This window comes from Roseateles sp. (assembly GCF_036486225.1).
Taxonomy (GTDB): Bacteria; Pseudomonadota; Gammaproteobacteria; order Burkholderiales; family Burkholderiaceae_C; genus Roseateles.
In genome coordinates, this window is sequence record NZ_DASVNZ010000025.1 from 1 (window position 1) to 14,696 (window position 14,696).

Sequence of the window (14,696 nt, forward strand, 5' to 3'; positions counted from 1 at the left end):
CAGCGTCGCCAGCACCAGCGCGGCGGTGAACCCGGCCGTGTCGATGACGATGCCGGTGATGACCGGCGCGAACGCGTTGGACAGCGCCGGGCCGAGCGCCACCCAGCTGAACACGCGCTTGAGTTGCGAGGCGTCGTGCGCCATCAGGCCCGCTTCACGCTGGATGGCGACGGCCGCGACCGCAACCGCGCCGCCGCACAGCAGGCAGCCCAGCGCCAGCAGCCAGACCCAGCCCAGGACCTGCGCGACCAGCGCCAGCACCGCGCCGGCGAAGGCCATCGCCACGCCGATGCCCACCGGCTTGTGGAAGCCGTGGCGATCGGCCAGACGGCCGGCCCACAGCGACAGCCCCAGCGGCGCGACGGCGAACAGGCTCAGCAGCACGCCGACGAAGCCGCCGCCGTAGCCCTGGTTCAGCACCCACAGCGTGGCCGCGACGCGCGTCGTCGCCATGCAGGCATGCACCGCGACCAGCGACGCGATGACGGCGGCAAAACCGGCGTTCAAGCCGGTGTAGCCCCTCGCCGCCGATGCGTCGTTACTCATCGGGCGGCGCCTTCGTCCTCGATGTCGGCGCCGGCATCGGCGCCGATGTCGCGACCGTGCCCGACATCGCCCGCGGCGCCGAGCTTCAGCACGCGCGCGGCCTCGTCCTCGGGCAGCGCCTCGACGGACTTCAGCTCACGGGTCATCACACGGGTGCGGCGCTCGGCGAGTTCGATGTTGTTGCTGGCCTCGTCGAGCTTCTTCTTCGTCTTCGCCAGGACGTCGCCGAACTTGCCGAACTCCGTCTTCACCGCGCGCAGCACGTCCCACACCTCTGCCGAACGCTTCTCCAGCGCCAGCGTGCGGAAGCCCATCTGCAGGCTGGACAGCGTCGCCAGCAGCGTCGTCGGGCCGACCAGCATCACCTTGTGCTCGCGCTGCAGCGCCTCGCTCAGACCGGGTCGGCGCAGCGCCTCGGCGTAGAGGCCCTCGGTGGGCACGAACAGCAGCGCGAAGTCGGTGGTGTGCGGCGGACCGAGGTACTTCTCGCGGATGCTCTTTGCCTCCAGCTTCAGACGCGTCTCTATCGCGCGACCGGCCAGTTCCGCCGCGGGGGCGTCGGCGCGCTCCTGGGCGTCGAGCAGACGTTCGTAGTCTTCACGCGGGAACTTCGCGTCGATCGGCAACCAGATGGGCTTGCCGTCGTCGCGCTGACCCGGCAGCTTGAGCGCGAATTCCACGCGGGCGCCAGTGCCCGGCACGGTCTCGACGTTGGAGGCGAACTGCTCCGGCGTGAAGACCTGTTCCAGCAACGCCGCGAGCTGCACCTCGCCGAAGATGCCGCGCGTCTTCACGTTGGTCAGCACCCGGTTCAGCGAGCCGACGTCGCGCGCCAGCGTCTGCATCTCGCCCAGGCCGCGGTAGACCTGCTCCAGCCGCTCGGCGACCTGCTTGAAGCTCTCACCCAGGCGCTGTTCCAGCGTGGCGTGCAGCTTCTCGTCGACGGTCGCCCGCATCTGCTCGAGCTTCTTCTCGTTGTCCTGCTGGATGGCCTGCAGCCGGGCCTCGACGGTGCGGCGCGTCTCGGCCAGGCCGACCTCGTTGCGCTGCCCCAGCGCCTGCAACTGCTCGGTCAGCACAGTGGTCATGCGGGACGCGGCGGCGTCCTGCGCCTCCCGCGCACGCGCCGCCTGCTGACCCAGCGCCTGCTGGAACTGCGTCAGCGTCGCCAGCGTCTCCTGGCGCAGCCCGGCGTTGCCGCGGCCGAGTTCGTCGCGCAGCGCGCGCTCCAGGCGCTCGAGGCGTTCGCCCGACTGCTGCATCAGCGGCGCCAGCGCCGCTGCCGTGTCACCGTCCGACGACCGTCGCCGCGTGAGCAGCACCACGACGAGAAGGATCAGGATCAGCCCGGAGAGGCTCAGCTGCAGCAGGTCGGGAAAGGACATGCGTCCGATTCTCTCAGCGCTTGAGCACCTCGGGATTCAAGGCCGTCGGAGGAACGCCGCCGGTCAGCGCGGCGATCAGGTTGTCGACCGCCAGATCGCTCATCGCGCGGCGTGTCGCGATGGTGGCGCTGGCGATGTGAGGCGTGAGCACGACGTTCGTGCAGGCGAGCAGGTCCGGGTGCACCGTCGGTTCGCCCTCGAACACGTCCAGGCCCGCGGCGGCGATGGTGCCGGCCCGCAGCTCGGCGGCCAGCGCCGCGTCGTCGACGACGCCGCCGCGCGCGATGTTGGTCAGCGTCGCGGTCTTCTTCATCAGGCGCAGCTCGCGCTGGCCGATCAGGTGGTGCGAGGACGCGCTGTACGGCACGACGATGACCAGGTGGTCGGCGCGCTGCAGCAGTTCGTCCTTCTCCACCCACTGCGCGCCCAACGGACCTTCCTGGTCGGCCGGCAGCTTCGAGCGGTTGTGATAGATCACCGGCATGCCGAAGCCGAGGTGCCCGCGCCGCGCGATCGCCGCGCCGATGCGGCCCATGCCGAGCACGCCCAGCGTCGCGCCGTGGATGTCGGCGCCGGCGAACATCGTCACCGACCATTGTTTCCATTCGCCGCGGCGCAGGAAGTGTTCGCTCTCGGTGATGCGGCGCGCGGTGGCCATCATCAGCGCGAAGCCGAAGTCGGCGGTGGTCTCCGTCAGCACGTCCGGCGCGTTGGTCACCACGACGCCGCGCGCGGTGCAGGCCGGCACGTCGATGTTGTTGTAGCCGACGGCCATCGTGCAGATGGCCTTCAGGTCCGGACACGCGTCGAGCAGCTTCGCGTCGATCTTGTCGCCGCCGGCGATGTATGCGCCGGACTTGCCCTGCAGGCGCCGGATCAGCTCGTCCTGCGACCAGCCGGTGTCGCTGTCGTTGGTCTCGACTTCGAAGTGCGGACGCAGCCGGTCGACGATGTCGTCGAAGGTCTTGCGGGCCACCAGGACGCTGGGCTTGCTCATGGACGCATCTCCTTGCAGGGAAGCGTCGACTGTAGGCCGGCCGCACCGGGGGCCCGCACGAGGATCGCCCACTGCTGCCGCAGATCAGCCCCGGCGTGTCACTCCAAAAAGCGCGTGAAGGACGCGACCGCGTCGCGCTCGGTGACCAGCGTGTTCTCGACCGCGTCCGGATCCGCGTAGCCCAACGACATGCCGCAGACCAGCTGCTGCTGCGGCGACAGGCCGAGCTCCTCGGCGATGACGCGGTGGAACTGCGTGAACGCCGCCTGCGGGCAGGTGTGCAGGCCGCGGCCGCGTGCGGCGACCATCAGGTTCTGCAGGAACATGCCGTAGTCCAGCCAGCTGCCCTGCTGCATCACGCGGTCGATGGTGAACATCAGGCCCACCGGCGCGTCGAAGAAGCGGTAGTTGCGGCCGTGCTGCTCGTGCATGCGCAGCTTGTCGCCCTTGGTGATGCCCAGCAGGCCGTACAGGTCCCAGCCGACCTTGCGGCGGCGATCGATGTAGGGCGAGACCCACTCGCGCGGGTAGTAGGCGTATTCCTCGCCGTGCGTGGCGAGTTCCTCCGGGTCGTCGTACGCCGACTGGATGCGGCTCACCAGCCGGTCCTTCGCGGCGCCGGTCAGCACGTGGACCTGCCAGGGCTGGGTGTTCGTGCCTGATGGCGCGCGGGCGGCGACGGCGAGCAGCTCCTCGATCAGGGCGCGCGGCACCGGCGTCGGCAGGAATGCGCGCATCGAATGCCGCGTGACGATCGCGGCGTCGACGGCGGCGGACTGCTCCGGTGTCGGGGAGACAAAGGGATCCGGAAAGGACGCGGGGAAGGTCATGGCATCTCCAGCGCGCTGAGCGCTCTCACGTAGGACTCGGGCAGCTGCGCCACCGGGCGCCGCGATTCGCGATCGACATACACATGGACGAAGTGTCCGCGCGCGGCGCACAGCGGCTCGCCTTCGGCGAACAGGCCGATCTCGTAGCGGACGCTGGAGCGGCCGCGCTTCGCGACCCGCAGGCCGGCCTCGACCTGCTGCGGGAAGGCCAGCGAGGCGAAGAAGTTGCAGTGCGTCTCGATCACCAGGCCGATGACCTCGCCGTGATGGAGGTCCAGCGCGCCCTGCTCGATCAGGTAGCGGTTCACCGCCGTGTCGAACAGGCTGTAGTAGACGACGTTGTTCAGATGGCCGTAGACGTCGTTGTCCATCCAGCGCGTCGGGACCGGAAGGAATCGGGCGAAGGCCTCGCGCGGCTCGGGGGCCGGGCGGGCTTCGACGACGGGCGTGGGGGCGGCGGGGGCGTCAGCGCTCATCCGCCGATTCTTCCACCGCCGCGCGGGGTCAGGTGTCGCGCGGGCTACTGGAACATCGCCTGGAACGCATGGCAGACGTCATGTGGGGTCGACGTCGCAGATCCGGCATCCCGCAACACGGTGTTCGACGTCATCCCCGGCGGGACCACATCGAGGATCTTCAGGACCGCGGCCTCCTTGCCGACCACCTCGCCGTAATGGTGCTGCCCGATCGATTCGGTGATCAGTTCACCCGCGCGGAAGACCCTCGCCAGCCCCGACTCGACCTGCACCACGCGGATCGCGCCCTGCTCCACCCAACCGAAGCGCGGGAACGGATGGAGATGGACCGGCAGTTGGGTGCCCGGGCGTATCGTCATCGGCGTCACGATGGCCACGTGCGGTTCCGGGAGCCGGAACGACTGGCCCGTCCAGGTCCGCGAGAGATGCCGGACCTCGTCCAGCAGGCGCACGCTTTCAGGCGCCGGCGGCGCGCCCGGCGACTCGGACGCAGCGCAGCAGTGCACCGGGGGCTCAAGGGGCGGATTGGAATAGGACGAGAGGTCGGGAAACATGCGCGGTTCCTGAAACGAAACGGCGTCAGTGATTTTTCCAGCGCTCCCAGGCAAACGCCGCGGCCTCCAGCGTCCGCATCTGCACATTGACGGTGACGCTCAGGTCCTCGCCGTAGCCGCCGGCCATGCTCAGCGCGACCGGAATGCGGCGTTCGAGCAGCGCATCCAGCACGATCCGGTCGCGGCGCAACAGCCCGTCCGCGCTGAGCTTCAGGCGGCCAAGCCGGTCGCCCTCGTGCGGATCGGCGCCGGCCAGGTAGAAGGCCAGTTGCGGCGGCCGGTCCGCCATCCGTCGCCAGACCTCCCCGAGCGCATCCTCCAGCGCCGCGAGGTAGACCGTGTCACCGCAGGCGTCCGGCAGACCCACGTCCAGGTCGCTGGCCTCCTTGCGGAACGGGAAGTTCTTCTCCCCATGGATCGAGAGCGTGAACACGCTGTCGTCGTCCCGGAAGATGCTCGCCGTGCCGTTGCCCTGGTGGACGTCCAGATCGACCACCAGCACGCGCAGCCCCGGGCGCTCCGGGTGGCGGCGGTGCCACTCGGCCTGCATCAGCCGTGCGGCGACCGCGACGTCGTTGAACACGCAGAACCCGCTGCCCTTGTCCGCATACGCATGGTGCGTGCCGCCCGCCAGGCTGGCGGCGACGCCCTCCTCCAGGGCGGCGCGGGCCGCGGCGATGGTCGCCCCGACCGAGCACAACGAGCGCCGCGGCAACCCCGGCGCCCAGGGAAAACCGATCTCGCGCTGCGCCGACTCGCTCAAGGTACCGTGCAGGACGGCGTCGATGTAGTCCGGCGTGTGGACCAGCGCCAGCGCCTCCGGGCCGGCGGCCTCCGCCACCTGGGGCCGCATCACGCCGGGTTCCCGCTCCACCCGCTCCCGCAGCATCTGGTACTTGGATTGCGGAAATCGATGACCCGGCGGAAGCGCCAACGTCAAATGGTCGTAATGGAAGGCGAGCATGGTCAGGACCCTAGCAGAGCGCGGAACCCGAACTTTGCTGCAATGCACAAAAAGTGCTTGCAATCATCGCCGCCGGTCCTATACTGATTCCATGCTGCACCGCAACAAATGTGTGGCGACGGCGCTCAGCCCGCCGCGTTGTCCCCGGCTGACCTCATTCCTCAAGGAGATTTCGCATGCTGACTGCTGACCAAGTGCTCGACCAACAAAAGAACCTGCAAGCCTCGTGGTTCGGCCTGACTGCCAAGGCTTTCGAAGGCTATGAAAAGCTGGTCGAACTGAACCTGCAAGTCGCCAAGACTGCCCTCGGCGAAGCCGCCGAAACCGCCCAGCAAGCCATCACCGTCAAGGATCCGCAGGAACTGTGGGCCCTGCAGACCGCGCTGCTGCAACCGTCGGCTGAAAAGGCCGTGGCCTACAGCCGCCACCTGTACGACATCGCCACCTCGACCTCTTCGGAGTTCGTCAAGCTGGCCGAGTCGCAAGTGGCTGACGCCCAGGTCAAGTTCGGCGCCGTCGTGGACAACGCGACCAAGAACGCACCGGCTGGCACGGAAAATGCTGTTGCTTTGGTGAAGTCGGCGGTGGCTGCGGCCAACAACGCTTACGAAAGCCTGCACAAGGCCGCCAAGCAAGCCACCGACATCGCGGAATCCAATTTCAACGCCGTGACCAGCACGGCGGTGAAGGCGACCCAGACCGCCGCCCGCAGCGCCAAGCGCGCCACGGCCTGAGCGAGCAAGTTGCCGTATCGGTTGTCTCCTCGGTACCCAAGGAAGTCAAGCTTCCCAAGTGCCCTTCAAAGCCCAGCGCAAGCTGGGCTTTTTTTTCGCCTGTGCGCGTCCGTTGGCCGGCGTCCCGCTGCCATCGACCGACCTCGCGTCTGCCGAGGCGCCCCACTCGGTGTCACGGGCACCGGGCCGGTGCTCCGGCAATCGCCCGGATGCCCGCGTGGTGGGCGCGTGACCGCCGCGTGAGCCTCCCGGCTCAGTCCGCCGCCGTCGATGAGGCCGAAGGCGCCGCCGGGACCACCGGGCTCGCGGCAAAGCGCGCGTACTGGTCCGCCACGTCGCGCAGCACGCCCTGGACGGTGAACTCACGCAGCGCCTCGCGGTCGTAGAGCGGGTAACGCGGCAGGCCGATCACCATCATCAGGTAGCCCATTGTGCGGACCGACATCTGGTCGCACATCGAGCGGATCGCGACCTCGCCGGGCTCGAAGCCGTCCGGCGCGCAGGCGGCGACGCGTTCCCGCATCAGCCCCAGCAGCCGGTTGTAGACGGGCTGCTGCGCCTGGCCGATCTCCTCGAGCGTGCCGGTCTGCGTCAGCGACATGTAGATCATGCGGAACTGCTCCGGGTGCCGCTCCCAGAAGTCGAGCAGGCAGCGGGTGTGCGCCTCCAGCACCTTGCGCGGTCCGCGCTGGTCCTTGGAGGCGTCGAGCAGTTCGTCGGTCAGCGACTCGAACACCTCGATCCACAGGCCGTCCAGCAGCGCCTTCTTGCTCTCGAAGTAGCTGTAGATCGCCATCGTCGAGATGCCGAGCTCCTGCGCCAGCCGGCGCATGCTGAGCGCCTCCACACCCTCGTCGCGATAGATCTTGCGTGCGCGCTCCAGCATCTCGCGCTTGAGCGCGGCCATCTCGGCCGGACCGCGCCGCAGCCGGGGCCGCTCGCGGTCGGAGTCCTGATCGGTGTTTCGCACGGCGTTCCCTACATCCAAAGGTTATTGTCGGTGTACGTTAACTCATACCAGGGGTCACGTTAAATCCTCACGAACCCTGGCTTCTCCCCATCATTACCAATTCCGTACACGTACGAGAATAGGTGCAAACGGCATGCCCGCGCCTCTCCTGCGGGTTTCTCCACCTGCAAAGAGTCCCTCATGCTCGACCGCCTGTCCGTGGGCGCCAAGCTCAGCTTGGCCTTTTTCTGCGTCCTCCTGATCACCGCGCTGCTGGGCGGGCTGGCCCTGTTCCAGCTGGGCCGCGTCAACGACACCGCCACCGACATGGCGTCGAACTGGCTGCCCTCGTCCCGCGCGGCGCAGGCCATCAACCAGGAGGTCACGCGGCTGCGCACCCGTGAGTACCGGCTGCTGCTGACCGAGGGCAATGCGCGCGCCAGCTATGCCGAGAAGGTCGCGCTGGGTCGCCAGAGCATCGAGCAGAAGCTGAAGGCGTACGAGCCGATGGTGTCCTCGCCCGCAGAAGGCGAGAAGCTCCGGCAGATCCGCGCCTTGTGGGCGAGCTACGAAGCGAGCAACGTCAAGCTGGTCGAAGCCGCTGTCCGCGGCGACGACGAGGAAGGCAAGCGTCTGGTCGCCGTCGACAGCCTGCCGACCTACGAGGCGATGGGCAAGGCCGTGGACGAACTGGTCGAGATCAATACCGTCGGTGCCGCCGCGGCCGACGACCTGGGCGACCAGATCTACGCCCGCAGCCGGTGGATGATCGCCGGCATGACCCTGCTGGCCGTCGTGATCGGCGCGACGCTGGGCTTCGTGATCACCCGCAAGATCACGCGGCCGCTGGCGGCCTCGGTCGCGATCGCCGAGGCGGTCGCTTCGGGCGACCTGACCCGCACGCTGCGCGTCCGCGGCCGCGACGAGGTCGCCCAGCTGCAGACCGCGCTGATGCGCATGGTCGGCCAGTTGCAGTCGGTGGTGGCGCAGGTGCGCGACGGGGTCGAGTCGGTGTCGAGCGCCTCCTCGCAGATCGCCGTCGGCAACCAGGACCTGTCGGCGCGGACCGAACAGACCGCGGCCAACCTCGAGGAGACCGCGTCCAGCATGGAGCAACTGACCAGCGCCGTCGGCCAGTCCGCCGACACCGCGCGCCAGGCCAACCAGCTGGCCGGCAGCGCCGCCGAATCGGCCGCGCGCGGCGGCAAGGTCGTCGGGCAGGTGGTGGCGCGGATGCAGGAGATCAGCGCGTCGTCGACCCGCATCGCCGACATCATCGGGACGATCGACGGGATCGCGTTCCAGACCAACATCCTGGCGCTGAATGCGGCGGTCGAGGCCGCACGCGCCGGCGAGCAGGGCCGCGGCTTCGCGGTCGTCGCGAGCGAGGTGCGCTCGCTCGCGCAACGCAGCGCCGAAGCGGCCAAGGAGATCAAGACGCTGATCAACCGCTCGGTGGAGACGGTCGAGGCGGGCACGTCGGACGTCGCCGAGGCGGGCCGCACGATGGACGAGATCGTCCACGGCGTGCGCCGCGTCACCGACCTGATGGGCGAGATCGCCGCGGCGGCCACCGAGCAGCGCGACGGCATCGCGCAGGTCAACCAGGCCGTCGCCAACCTGGACCAGATGACGCAGCAGAACGCCGCGCTGGTCGAGGAATCCACCGCGGCCTCCGGCTCGCTGCGCGAGCAGGCGCAGCGGCTGTCCGAGGTGGTCTCGGTGTTCAAGGTGAACTGACTGCGGAGGCCGCAGGCCCTCACCCCCACACGCTCCGGCAAGCGGGAAAGGGCGCAAGAAAGGTGCCGGTATGCCTCTTTTCCGCCTGCGGAAGAGGGGTCAGAAAGTGCCGGGCATACTGCGGCCTCATGGCCACCCGCACCCCGATCTTCTTCGCCAGCGCCGCGGCGTTCCGCGCCTGGCTCGACGAGCACGCCGCCTCGGCCACCGAGGTCCTGGTGGGCTTCCACAAGCGCGCCACGGGCGAGCCCAGCCTGGCCTGGCCCGAGTCGGTCGACGAGGCGCTGTGCCACGGCTGGATCGACGGCGTGCGCACCCGCATCGACGACAAGCGCTACAAGATCCGCTTCACGCCGCGCAAGGCGGTGTCGATCTGGAGCGCCGTCAACATTGGCCGCGCCGAGGCGCTGATCCAGGAAGGTCGGATGAAGCCCGCCGGTCTCGCGGCGTTCGAGCGGCGGCAGGAGGAGCGCTCGCGCGTCTACGCATTCGAGCAGCCAAAGGAACTGGTCGAGTTCTCGCCGTCGCACGAGGTCATCTTCATGCGCGACGCCAAGGCCTGGGCGTTCTTCCAGGCGCAGCCGGACGGCTACCGCCGCACCAGCATCTGGCACATCCTCAGCGCGAAGAAGCCCGAGACGCAGCTCGCGCGCCTGGACAAGCTGATCGAGGCGAGCGCGCGCGGCGAACGGCTCTGAGTTCGCCGGCCTGCTGGACAGGCCGGGCCGATGGGACGGTTGCCACGTGCGACCACTGATCAGACCTCCCCATCCCCTGGAGTCCTGATCTTGCGACCGCCCTTCCGTCCTGTCTCGCCGCGCCGCGCGGCCCTGTCGATGATGCTCTTCTGCGCTGCGGGTGCCGCACTCGCGGACACTTCCGCACCCGCCACTTCGGCAGAGACGCTCCTGCCCACCGAATGGAAGTCGTGGAACAACCACCACTACCGGCTCGAAGCGGATGGCCATCTCAGCTGCTACAGCGAGAACAGCAGCAAGACCGCTTGCAGCATCAACGCGCCAGATCCGGCCAAGGCCCAGCCGCTGCGATGCAACGATCCTCGATGGGGTGGCAAGAGTCGCCAACGCACCGGCTACGAGGTCGTGGATCATTGGTGTAACAAGGCCTACGCCGCGCTGTTTGCCACCTGGATGGATCACACAGCAACAGGACATCCCCAGGTGTTGTCGACCACGCCGAACGGCGACACCATGTGTTTGTCATTCGACGGAACCGCATGTCTGCCCGCCAAGTACTTCGTCCCCGCCAATGTGCGGCGATCGCGGGGCTCATGGCTTCCATCCCCGCTGTTCTGCGGCCGCACCATGCGCCGGAACGTGGGATTCACCGGGTACGAGGCAGAGCACGCCGGTCACTGGTGCCAGACACCGTGGCAGGTGCTGTTCAGCGAACGTTTGCCCGACGCGGAAGAAGATCAGTTCGGTTGCACCTTTCGAGCAAAGGTTCCGGGGTGGCTCCAGAGCGAAGAGGTCGGCTGGATCCTGCGAATGCGCGCTGCACCTCGTGCATCTCAGGTGAGAAGCCCGTCGTATCTGACTTTCAAAGTCCAAGGCAGTGATTGGTCCGCCAGTACCGTCGTGACAGCGACAGGAGGCGTCGGCGTGCTCGGGCAGACCTCGTCGGTCGAGAAGACCTCCCCGCGATGGATCGACGTGAGCGACGGCGGAGAGCTGTCCATCGGCATCTTGCTCAGAGGAAACGATCGGGTCCGCTACTACGGTGCAGCGGGGTGGCCGGACAACCTGTTCGACGACACGCACGCACTTGTTTCGGATGATGACGCGGCGCGTGACGCTTCACTGGTCCTGGCGCGAGGCTCCAACACCCCGCAGGGCGAGATCACGGTCGACTACACCCCACAAAGTGGGCGCTCCTGCTCGGATCACGAGATTCACACGGTGGCCATGGTGCGACGTCGCGCCTCTGTCCCCAAGCCTCCGGCAGCCCCGGGCAAAAGCGCTCGTCAGATCCAACAGCCGGTCACCGCGTCTTCGCCGCGATCTTCTTCCTGATCTCCGGCAGCATCGCCGTCGCGACCTCGCGCCCAAGCGCGATGGCGCGGCGGCGCGTGGTGAAGTCCGAGCCGCTGAAGCCGTCCAGCTTGGGCCGCAGCACGACGTCGGCGCCCTGCAGCTCGTACTGGTTGATCGACTTGCCCATGATCGAGAAGGTCTGCAACAGCATGCGCATCGCGTCGCCGGGGATCTTGGGATCGGGCGGCTCGCCGATGTCCACGGCGATGACGAACTCGGCGCCCATCTGCTTGGCGAAGCGCACCGGCACCGGCGCGACCAGGCCGCCGTCCACGTACTCGCGGTTGCCGATCTTGACCGGCTGGAACACCGCCGGCACCGCACTCGACGCACGCACCGCGGTGCCCACATCGCCCTGCCGGAACAGGATCGGCGAGCCGTCGCCCAGGTCCGTGGCGACGATGCCCAAGGGCAGCGGCAGTTGCTCCAACCCGCGTCCGCCCGTCATCTGGCGGACGTAACGCGCCAGCGCCTCGCCGCGGATCAGGCCGCGCATCGGGAAGGTCCAGTCGGTGATGGCGCCTTCGTCCATCGCCTCGGCGACCGTCTGCAGTTCCTTGCCGGTCCGGCCCGCCGCATACAGCGCGCCGACGAGACTGCCGGCCGAGGTGCCACAGACCAGATCGACCTTGATGCCGTTCTCTTCCAGCACCTGGATCACGCCGATGTGCGCAAACCCGCGCGCCGCGCCGCCGCCCAGCGCCAGGCCCACGCGCGGCGGCTTGGGGATCGGCTTGGGCGTGACGGGCGTCGGCAGTTCGGGGTCGGGTGTTGTCACGACCGGCGGCGGCGCCACGGACGGCGTGAAGGTCGAGCAGGCGCTCAACGCACTCAGACCCAGCGCGCCGGCGGCGGTCAGCCAGCGGCGGCGGGAGGGCAACGCCGGCACGGCGGTGGCAGGCTTGGTAAGGTCGCGGTCGTCTCGGGGCATGGCGCGGAATTCTAGGGAAGCTCTGTAGCAAAGCTGTTGCAGCCCGCACGCACAATCGCGCCCCGGAAATCGAGGCCCGGAGATCGACCCGAAAGTCGACCCGGAGATCGGGACCGGGATCAGGAGAGCACATGAGTGGAAAGAGCGCGCTGCGGCGCTGGACCGTGCGGGGCCTGGTCGGGCTGCCGTTCCTGCTGGTCGCGCTGGCGATCGCGGCCTGGGCCTGCGTGCGCGCCAGCCTGCCGCAGCTGGACGGCGACGCCGAGATCCCCGGCCTGAGCGCGCCCGTGAGCCTGGGCCGCGATGCGCTGGGCACGCTGGTCGTCGAGGGCCGCACGCGCCTGGACGTGGCCCGCGGCCTGGGTTTCGCGCACGCCCAGGAACGCTTCTTCGAGATGGACCTGACGCGCCGCTCGGCGGCCGGGGAGCTGTCCGCGCTCTTCGGCGCCAAGGCGCTGGAGCGCGACCGCAGCCGGCGCGTCCACCGCCTGCGCGCGCGGCTGACCGAGCGCTTCGAAGGCCTCTCGGGCGAAGACCGCCTGCTGCTGCTCGCCTACGCGGAAGGCGTCAACGCCGGACTCCATGCCTTGCCGATGCGACCCTGGCAGTACCTGCTGCTGCGCGCCAAGCCGCAGGACTGGACCCCGGTCGACTCCTTGCTGGTGATCTCGGAGATGTACTTCATGCTGCAGTCCGGCAGCTTCGACGCAGGTTTCGACCGTGCGACGCTGCGCGAACGCGCCGGCGACGCCGTCTTCGACTGGCTCAACCCGCGCGGTGGCCGCTGGGACGCGGCGCTCGACGGCAGCCAGTCGCCGCCGACGCCGATGCCGACGCCGGAGCAGCTCGATGTGAGCCAGGCCCGCGCACCCGCGACGCCGGCCAGCGGTCCGGCGAGTGGACCTGTGAATGCCCCGGCCAGCGCACGGACCAACGACGATCTGCCGGTCCTGGGCAGCAACAACTGGGCGGTGGCCGGTTCGCGCTCGACGCACGGCGGCGCGATCCTGGCCGACGACATGCACCTGGGCCTCGGCGTGCCGAGCATCTGGTACCGCGCGCAGTTCCAGATCGGCGCCGGTCCCTCGGGCCTGCGCGCGGCCGGCGTGACGCTGCCCGGACTGCCGGCGATGGTGGTGGGCTCCAACGGCGCGGTCGCCTGGGGATTCACCAATGCCTACGGGCAATGGTTCGACTGGGTCGAGGTCCCGTCCGACGCGAAGCTCACGACGCGCACCGAGACGATCGAGGTCCACGGCGCCCCGGCGCAGACCCTGGAAGTGAGCGAGATCGGCGACGCGCCCATAGTGACCGTGGAGGGCGGGCGCCGCTTCGCCCTGCACTGGATCGCGCACCAGGGCGCGGCCTACAACCTGGCGCTCGACCGCATGCTGCAGGTGCGCCATGTCAGCGATGCGCTCGCGTTGGCTCAGCGTGCCGGCATGCCGCATCAGAACCTGCTCGCCGCCGACCGCGACGGCCAGATCGGCTGGACCGTCGCCGGTCGCCTGTGGGCGCAGCCCGGTCTGCCCGAGGCCTACGGCCGGTTCGTCGCGCCGACGGCGATGCGACGCGACTGGCTCGATCCCGACCGCGCGCCGCAGGTGCTGTCGCCGGCGCAGGGCCAGCTGTGGACCGCCAACAACCGCCAGCTCGACGGCGCGCCGGGCGACCTGCTCGGCGACGGCGGCTTCGACCTGGGCGCACGCGCGCAGCAGATCCGCGACCGGTTGTCGGCCAAGGACAAGCACGACGAAGCCTCGATCGGCGCCATCCACCAGGACAACGAGGCCCGCTTCATGAAGACCTGGGCGGCGCGCCTGCTGGCGGCGTCCCGCACCGATGCCGGCGCGAACCCGACGCATCGCGCCTTCGTGCAGCTGCTCGAGAACTGGAACGGCCGGGCCGATGCGGACTCGGCCGCCTACCGCCTCGTGCGCCAGGCGCGGCTGCGCGTGCTGGACACCCTGTGGGACGCGTGGACGCTGCCGTCGCTCGGCGAGCGGCAGCTCGACCCGAAGCGGCGCATGCGCTGGCGCAACCAGTTCGAATACAGCGCCGCGCGCGCCGTCGACGAACGCCCGCCGCATCTGCTGCCGGCCGCGTTCGCGAGCTGGGATGCGCTGCTGCTGGCGCAACTGGACGACGCCGCGCGTGAGATCGCGCCGGACGGCAACCTCGGCGGCGCTACCTGGGGCGCGCAGAACGCGAGCCGCATCCAGCACCCGCTGGCCAAGGCGATCCCGGCGCTGTCGCGCTGGCTGGACATGCCGTCGGCGCCGCAGAGTGGCGACAGCAACCTGCCCAACGTCGCCGGACCCGCGTTCGGTCAGTCGGAGCGGATGGTGGTCTCACCCGGTCGCGAGGAACACGGCTGGCTGTCGATGCCGGGCGGACAGAGCGGCCATCCGATGTCGCCGTTCTACGGCGCGGGGCATCAGGACTGGGTGGAAGGCAAACCGACGCCGCTGCTGGCCGGGCCGGTGATCCACCGGATCACGGCGCACCGCGACTGAACGGGGGCCGCGCCGGCAGG

14 protein-coding genes are annotated in these 14,696 nt (G+C 69.2%); 5 read left to right on the forward strand and 9 right to left on the reverse strand.

Features of this window, described 5'->3' with window-relative positions:
* The 7 genes from VF536_RS02230 to VF536_RS02260 form a co-directional block, all read right to left on the reverse strand.
* Nucleotides 1-546, reverse strand: a 546-nt coding sequence (locus VF536_RS02230; RefSeq protein ID WP_331613155.1) for an MFS transporter, incomplete at its 3' end; no start/stop codon positions are given.
* The gene (gene rmuC / locus VF536_RS02235; RefSeq protein WP_331613156.1) at nucleotides 543-1,931 is read right to left on the reverse strand and encodes a DNA recombination protein RmuC; all 1,389 of its coding nucleotides are present in this window, start codon (nucleotides 1,929-1,931) and stop codon (nucleotides 543-545) included. The genes rmuC and VF536_RS02230, both read right to left, overlap by 4 nt.
* Nucleotides 1,932-1,944: 13 nt before the next feature.
* Nucleotides 1,945-2,928, reverse strand: coding sequence for a D-glycerate dehydrogenase (locus VF536_RS02240; RefSeq protein ID WP_331613157.1), 984 nt, complete (start codon nucleotides 2,926-2,928; stop codon nucleotides 1,945-1,947).
* A 98-nt stretch (nucleotides 2,929-3,026) separates the two neighbouring features.
* The gene (locus tag VF536_RS02245) at nucleotides 3,027-3,758 is read right to left on the reverse strand and encodes a nitroreductase (RefSeq protein ID WP_331613158.1); all 732 of its coding nucleotides are present in this window, start codon (nucleotides 3,756-3,758) and stop codon (nucleotides 3,027-3,029) included.
* Complete coding sequence (locus VF536_RS02250; protein ID WP_331613159.1) at nucleotides 3,755-4,234, reverse strand: thioesterase family protein; 480 nt, start codon at nucleotides 4,232-4,234, stop codon at nucleotides 3,755-3,757. The genes VF536_RS02245 and VF536_RS02250 overlap by 4 nt, the downstream gene beginning before the upstream one ends.
* Before the next feature lie 44 nt (nucleotides 4,235-4,278).
* Nucleotides 4,279-4,788 (reverse strand): cupin domain-containing protein, encoded by a 510-nt coding sequence (locus VF536_RS02255; RefSeq protein WP_331613160.1) that lies wholly within the window; start codon nucleotides 4,786-4,788, stop codon nucleotides 4,279-4,281.
* A gap of 25 nt (nucleotides 4,789-4,813) precedes the next feature.
* The gene (locus VF536_RS02260; protein WP_331613161.1) at nucleotides 4,814-5,752 is read right to left on the reverse strand and encodes a histone deacetylase; all 939 of its coding nucleotides are present in this window, start codon (nucleotides 5,750-5,752) and stop codon (nucleotides 4,814-4,816) included.
* 176 nt (nucleotides 5,753-5,928) lie between these two features.
* On the opposite strand from VF536_RS02260, the gene phaP reads away from it, so the two are divergent.
* Nucleotides 5,929-6,486: a TIGR01841 family phasin gene (phaP, locus tag VF536_RS02265; protein ID WP_088403355.1), complete on the forward strand. Its 558-nt coding sequence runs from the start codon at nucleotides 5,929-5,931 to the stop codon at nucleotides 6,484-6,486.
* A gap of 253 nt (nucleotides 6,487-6,739) precedes the next feature.
* Here phaP and VF536_RS02270 read toward each other — a convergent pair whose 3' ends face one another.
* Nucleotides 6,740-7,456, reverse strand: a complete 717-nt coding sequence (locus tag VF536_RS02270) for a TetR/AcrR family transcriptional regulator (RefSeq protein WP_331613162.1) — start codon at nucleotides 7,454-7,456, stop codon at nucleotides 6,740-6,742.
* Nucleotides 7,457-7,636: 180 nt separating this feature from the next.
* Between VF536_RS02270 and VF536_RS02275 the strand changes: the two genes are divergently transcribed.
* The 3 genes from VF536_RS02275 to VF536_RS02285 all read left to right on the forward strand — a co-directional run bounded on the left by VF536_RS02275 (nucleotide 7,637) and on the right by VF536_RS02285 (nucleotide 11,208).
* A complete protein-coding gene (locus tag VF536_RS02275; RefSeq protein ID WP_331613163.1) occupies nucleotides 7,637-9,175 on the forward strand; it encodes a methyl-accepting chemotaxis protein in 1,539 nt (512 codons plus the stop codon).
* Nucleotides 9,176-9,303: 128 nt separating this feature from the next.
* Complete coding sequence (locus VF536_RS02280) at nucleotides 9,304-9,873, forward strand: YdeI/OmpD-associated family protein (RefSeq protein WP_331613164.1); 570 nt, start codon at nucleotides 9,304-9,306, stop codon at nucleotides 9,871-9,873.
* A 90-nt stretch (nucleotides 9,874-9,963) separates the two neighbouring features.
* Entirely contained in the window at nucleotides 9,964-11,208 is a 1,245-nt protein-coding gene (locus VF536_RS02285) for a hypothetical protein (protein ID WP_331613165.1), read from the forward strand.
* On the opposite strand, the gene VF536_RS02290 is transcribed toward VF536_RS02285, so the two are convergent.
* Nucleotides 11,177-12,160 carry a patatin-like phospholipase family protein gene (locus VF536_RS02290; protein ID WP_331613166.1) on the reverse strand — a complete coding sequence of 328 codons (984 nt, stop codon included), beginning with the start codon at nucleotides 12,158-12,160 and terminating at the stop codon, nucleotides 11,177-11,179. The two genes, VF536_RS02285 and VF536_RS02290, sit on opposite strands and share 32 nt — an antisense overlap.
* A gap of 131 nt (nucleotides 12,161-12,291) precedes the next feature.
* Here VF536_RS02290 and VF536_RS02295 point away from each other — a divergent pair, with 131 nt between their 5' ends.
* The gene (locus tag VF536_RS02295) at nucleotides 12,292-14,676 is read left to right on the forward strand and encodes a penicillin acylase family protein (RefSeq protein ID WP_331613167.1); all 2,385 of its coding nucleotides are present in this window, start codon (nucleotides 12,292-12,294) and stop codon (nucleotides 14,674-14,676) included.
* Nucleotides 14,677-14,696: the final 20 nt, after the last annotated feature.

Bases quoted from the DNA above. Each gene is read 5' to 3' on its own strand.
- rmuC (WP_331613156.1), bottom strand. From the start codon at position 1,931: ATGTCCTTTCCCGACCTGCTGCAGCTGAGCCTCTCCGGGCTGATCCTG.
- VF536_RS02240 (WP_331613157.1), bottom strand. From the start codon at position 2,928: ATGAGCAAGCCCAGCGTCCTGGTGGCCCGCAAGACCTTCGACGACATC.
- VF536_RS02245 (WP_331613158.1), bottom strand. From the start codon at position 3,758: ATGACCTTCCCCGCGTCCTTTCCGGATCCCTTTGTCTCCCCGACACCG.
- VF536_RS02250 (WP_331613159.1), bottom strand. From the start codon at position 4,234: ATGAGCGCTGACGCCCCCGCCGCCCCCACGCCCGTCGTCGAAGCCCGC.
- VF536_RS02255 (WP_331613160.1), bottom strand. From the start codon at position 4,788: ATGTTTCCCGACCTCTCGTCCTATTCCAATCCGCCCCTTGAGCCCCCG.
- VF536_RS02260 (WP_331613161.1), bottom strand. From the start codon at position 5,752: ATGCTCGCCTTCCATTACGACCATTTGACGTTGGCGCTTCCGCCGGGT.
- phaP (WP_088403355.1), top strand. From the start codon at position 5,929: ATGCTGACTGCTGACCAAGTGCTCGACCAACAAAAGAACCTGCAAGCC.
- VF536_RS02275 (WP_331613163.1), top strand. From the start codon at position 7,637: ATGCTCGACCGCCTGTCCGTGGGCGCCAAGCTCAGCTTGGCCTTTTTC.
- VF536_RS02280 (WP_331613164.1), top strand. From the start codon at position 9,304: ATGGCCACCCGCACCCCGATCTTCTTCGCCAGCGCCGCGGCGTTCCGC.
- VF536_RS02290 (WP_331613166.1), bottom strand. From the start codon at position 12,160: ATGCCCCGAGACGACCGCGACCTTACCAAGCCTGCCACCGCCGTGCCG.
- VF536_RS02295 (WP_331613167.1), top strand. From the start codon at position 12,292: ATGAGTGGAAAGAGCGCGCTGCGGCGCTGGACCGTGCGGGGCCTGGTC.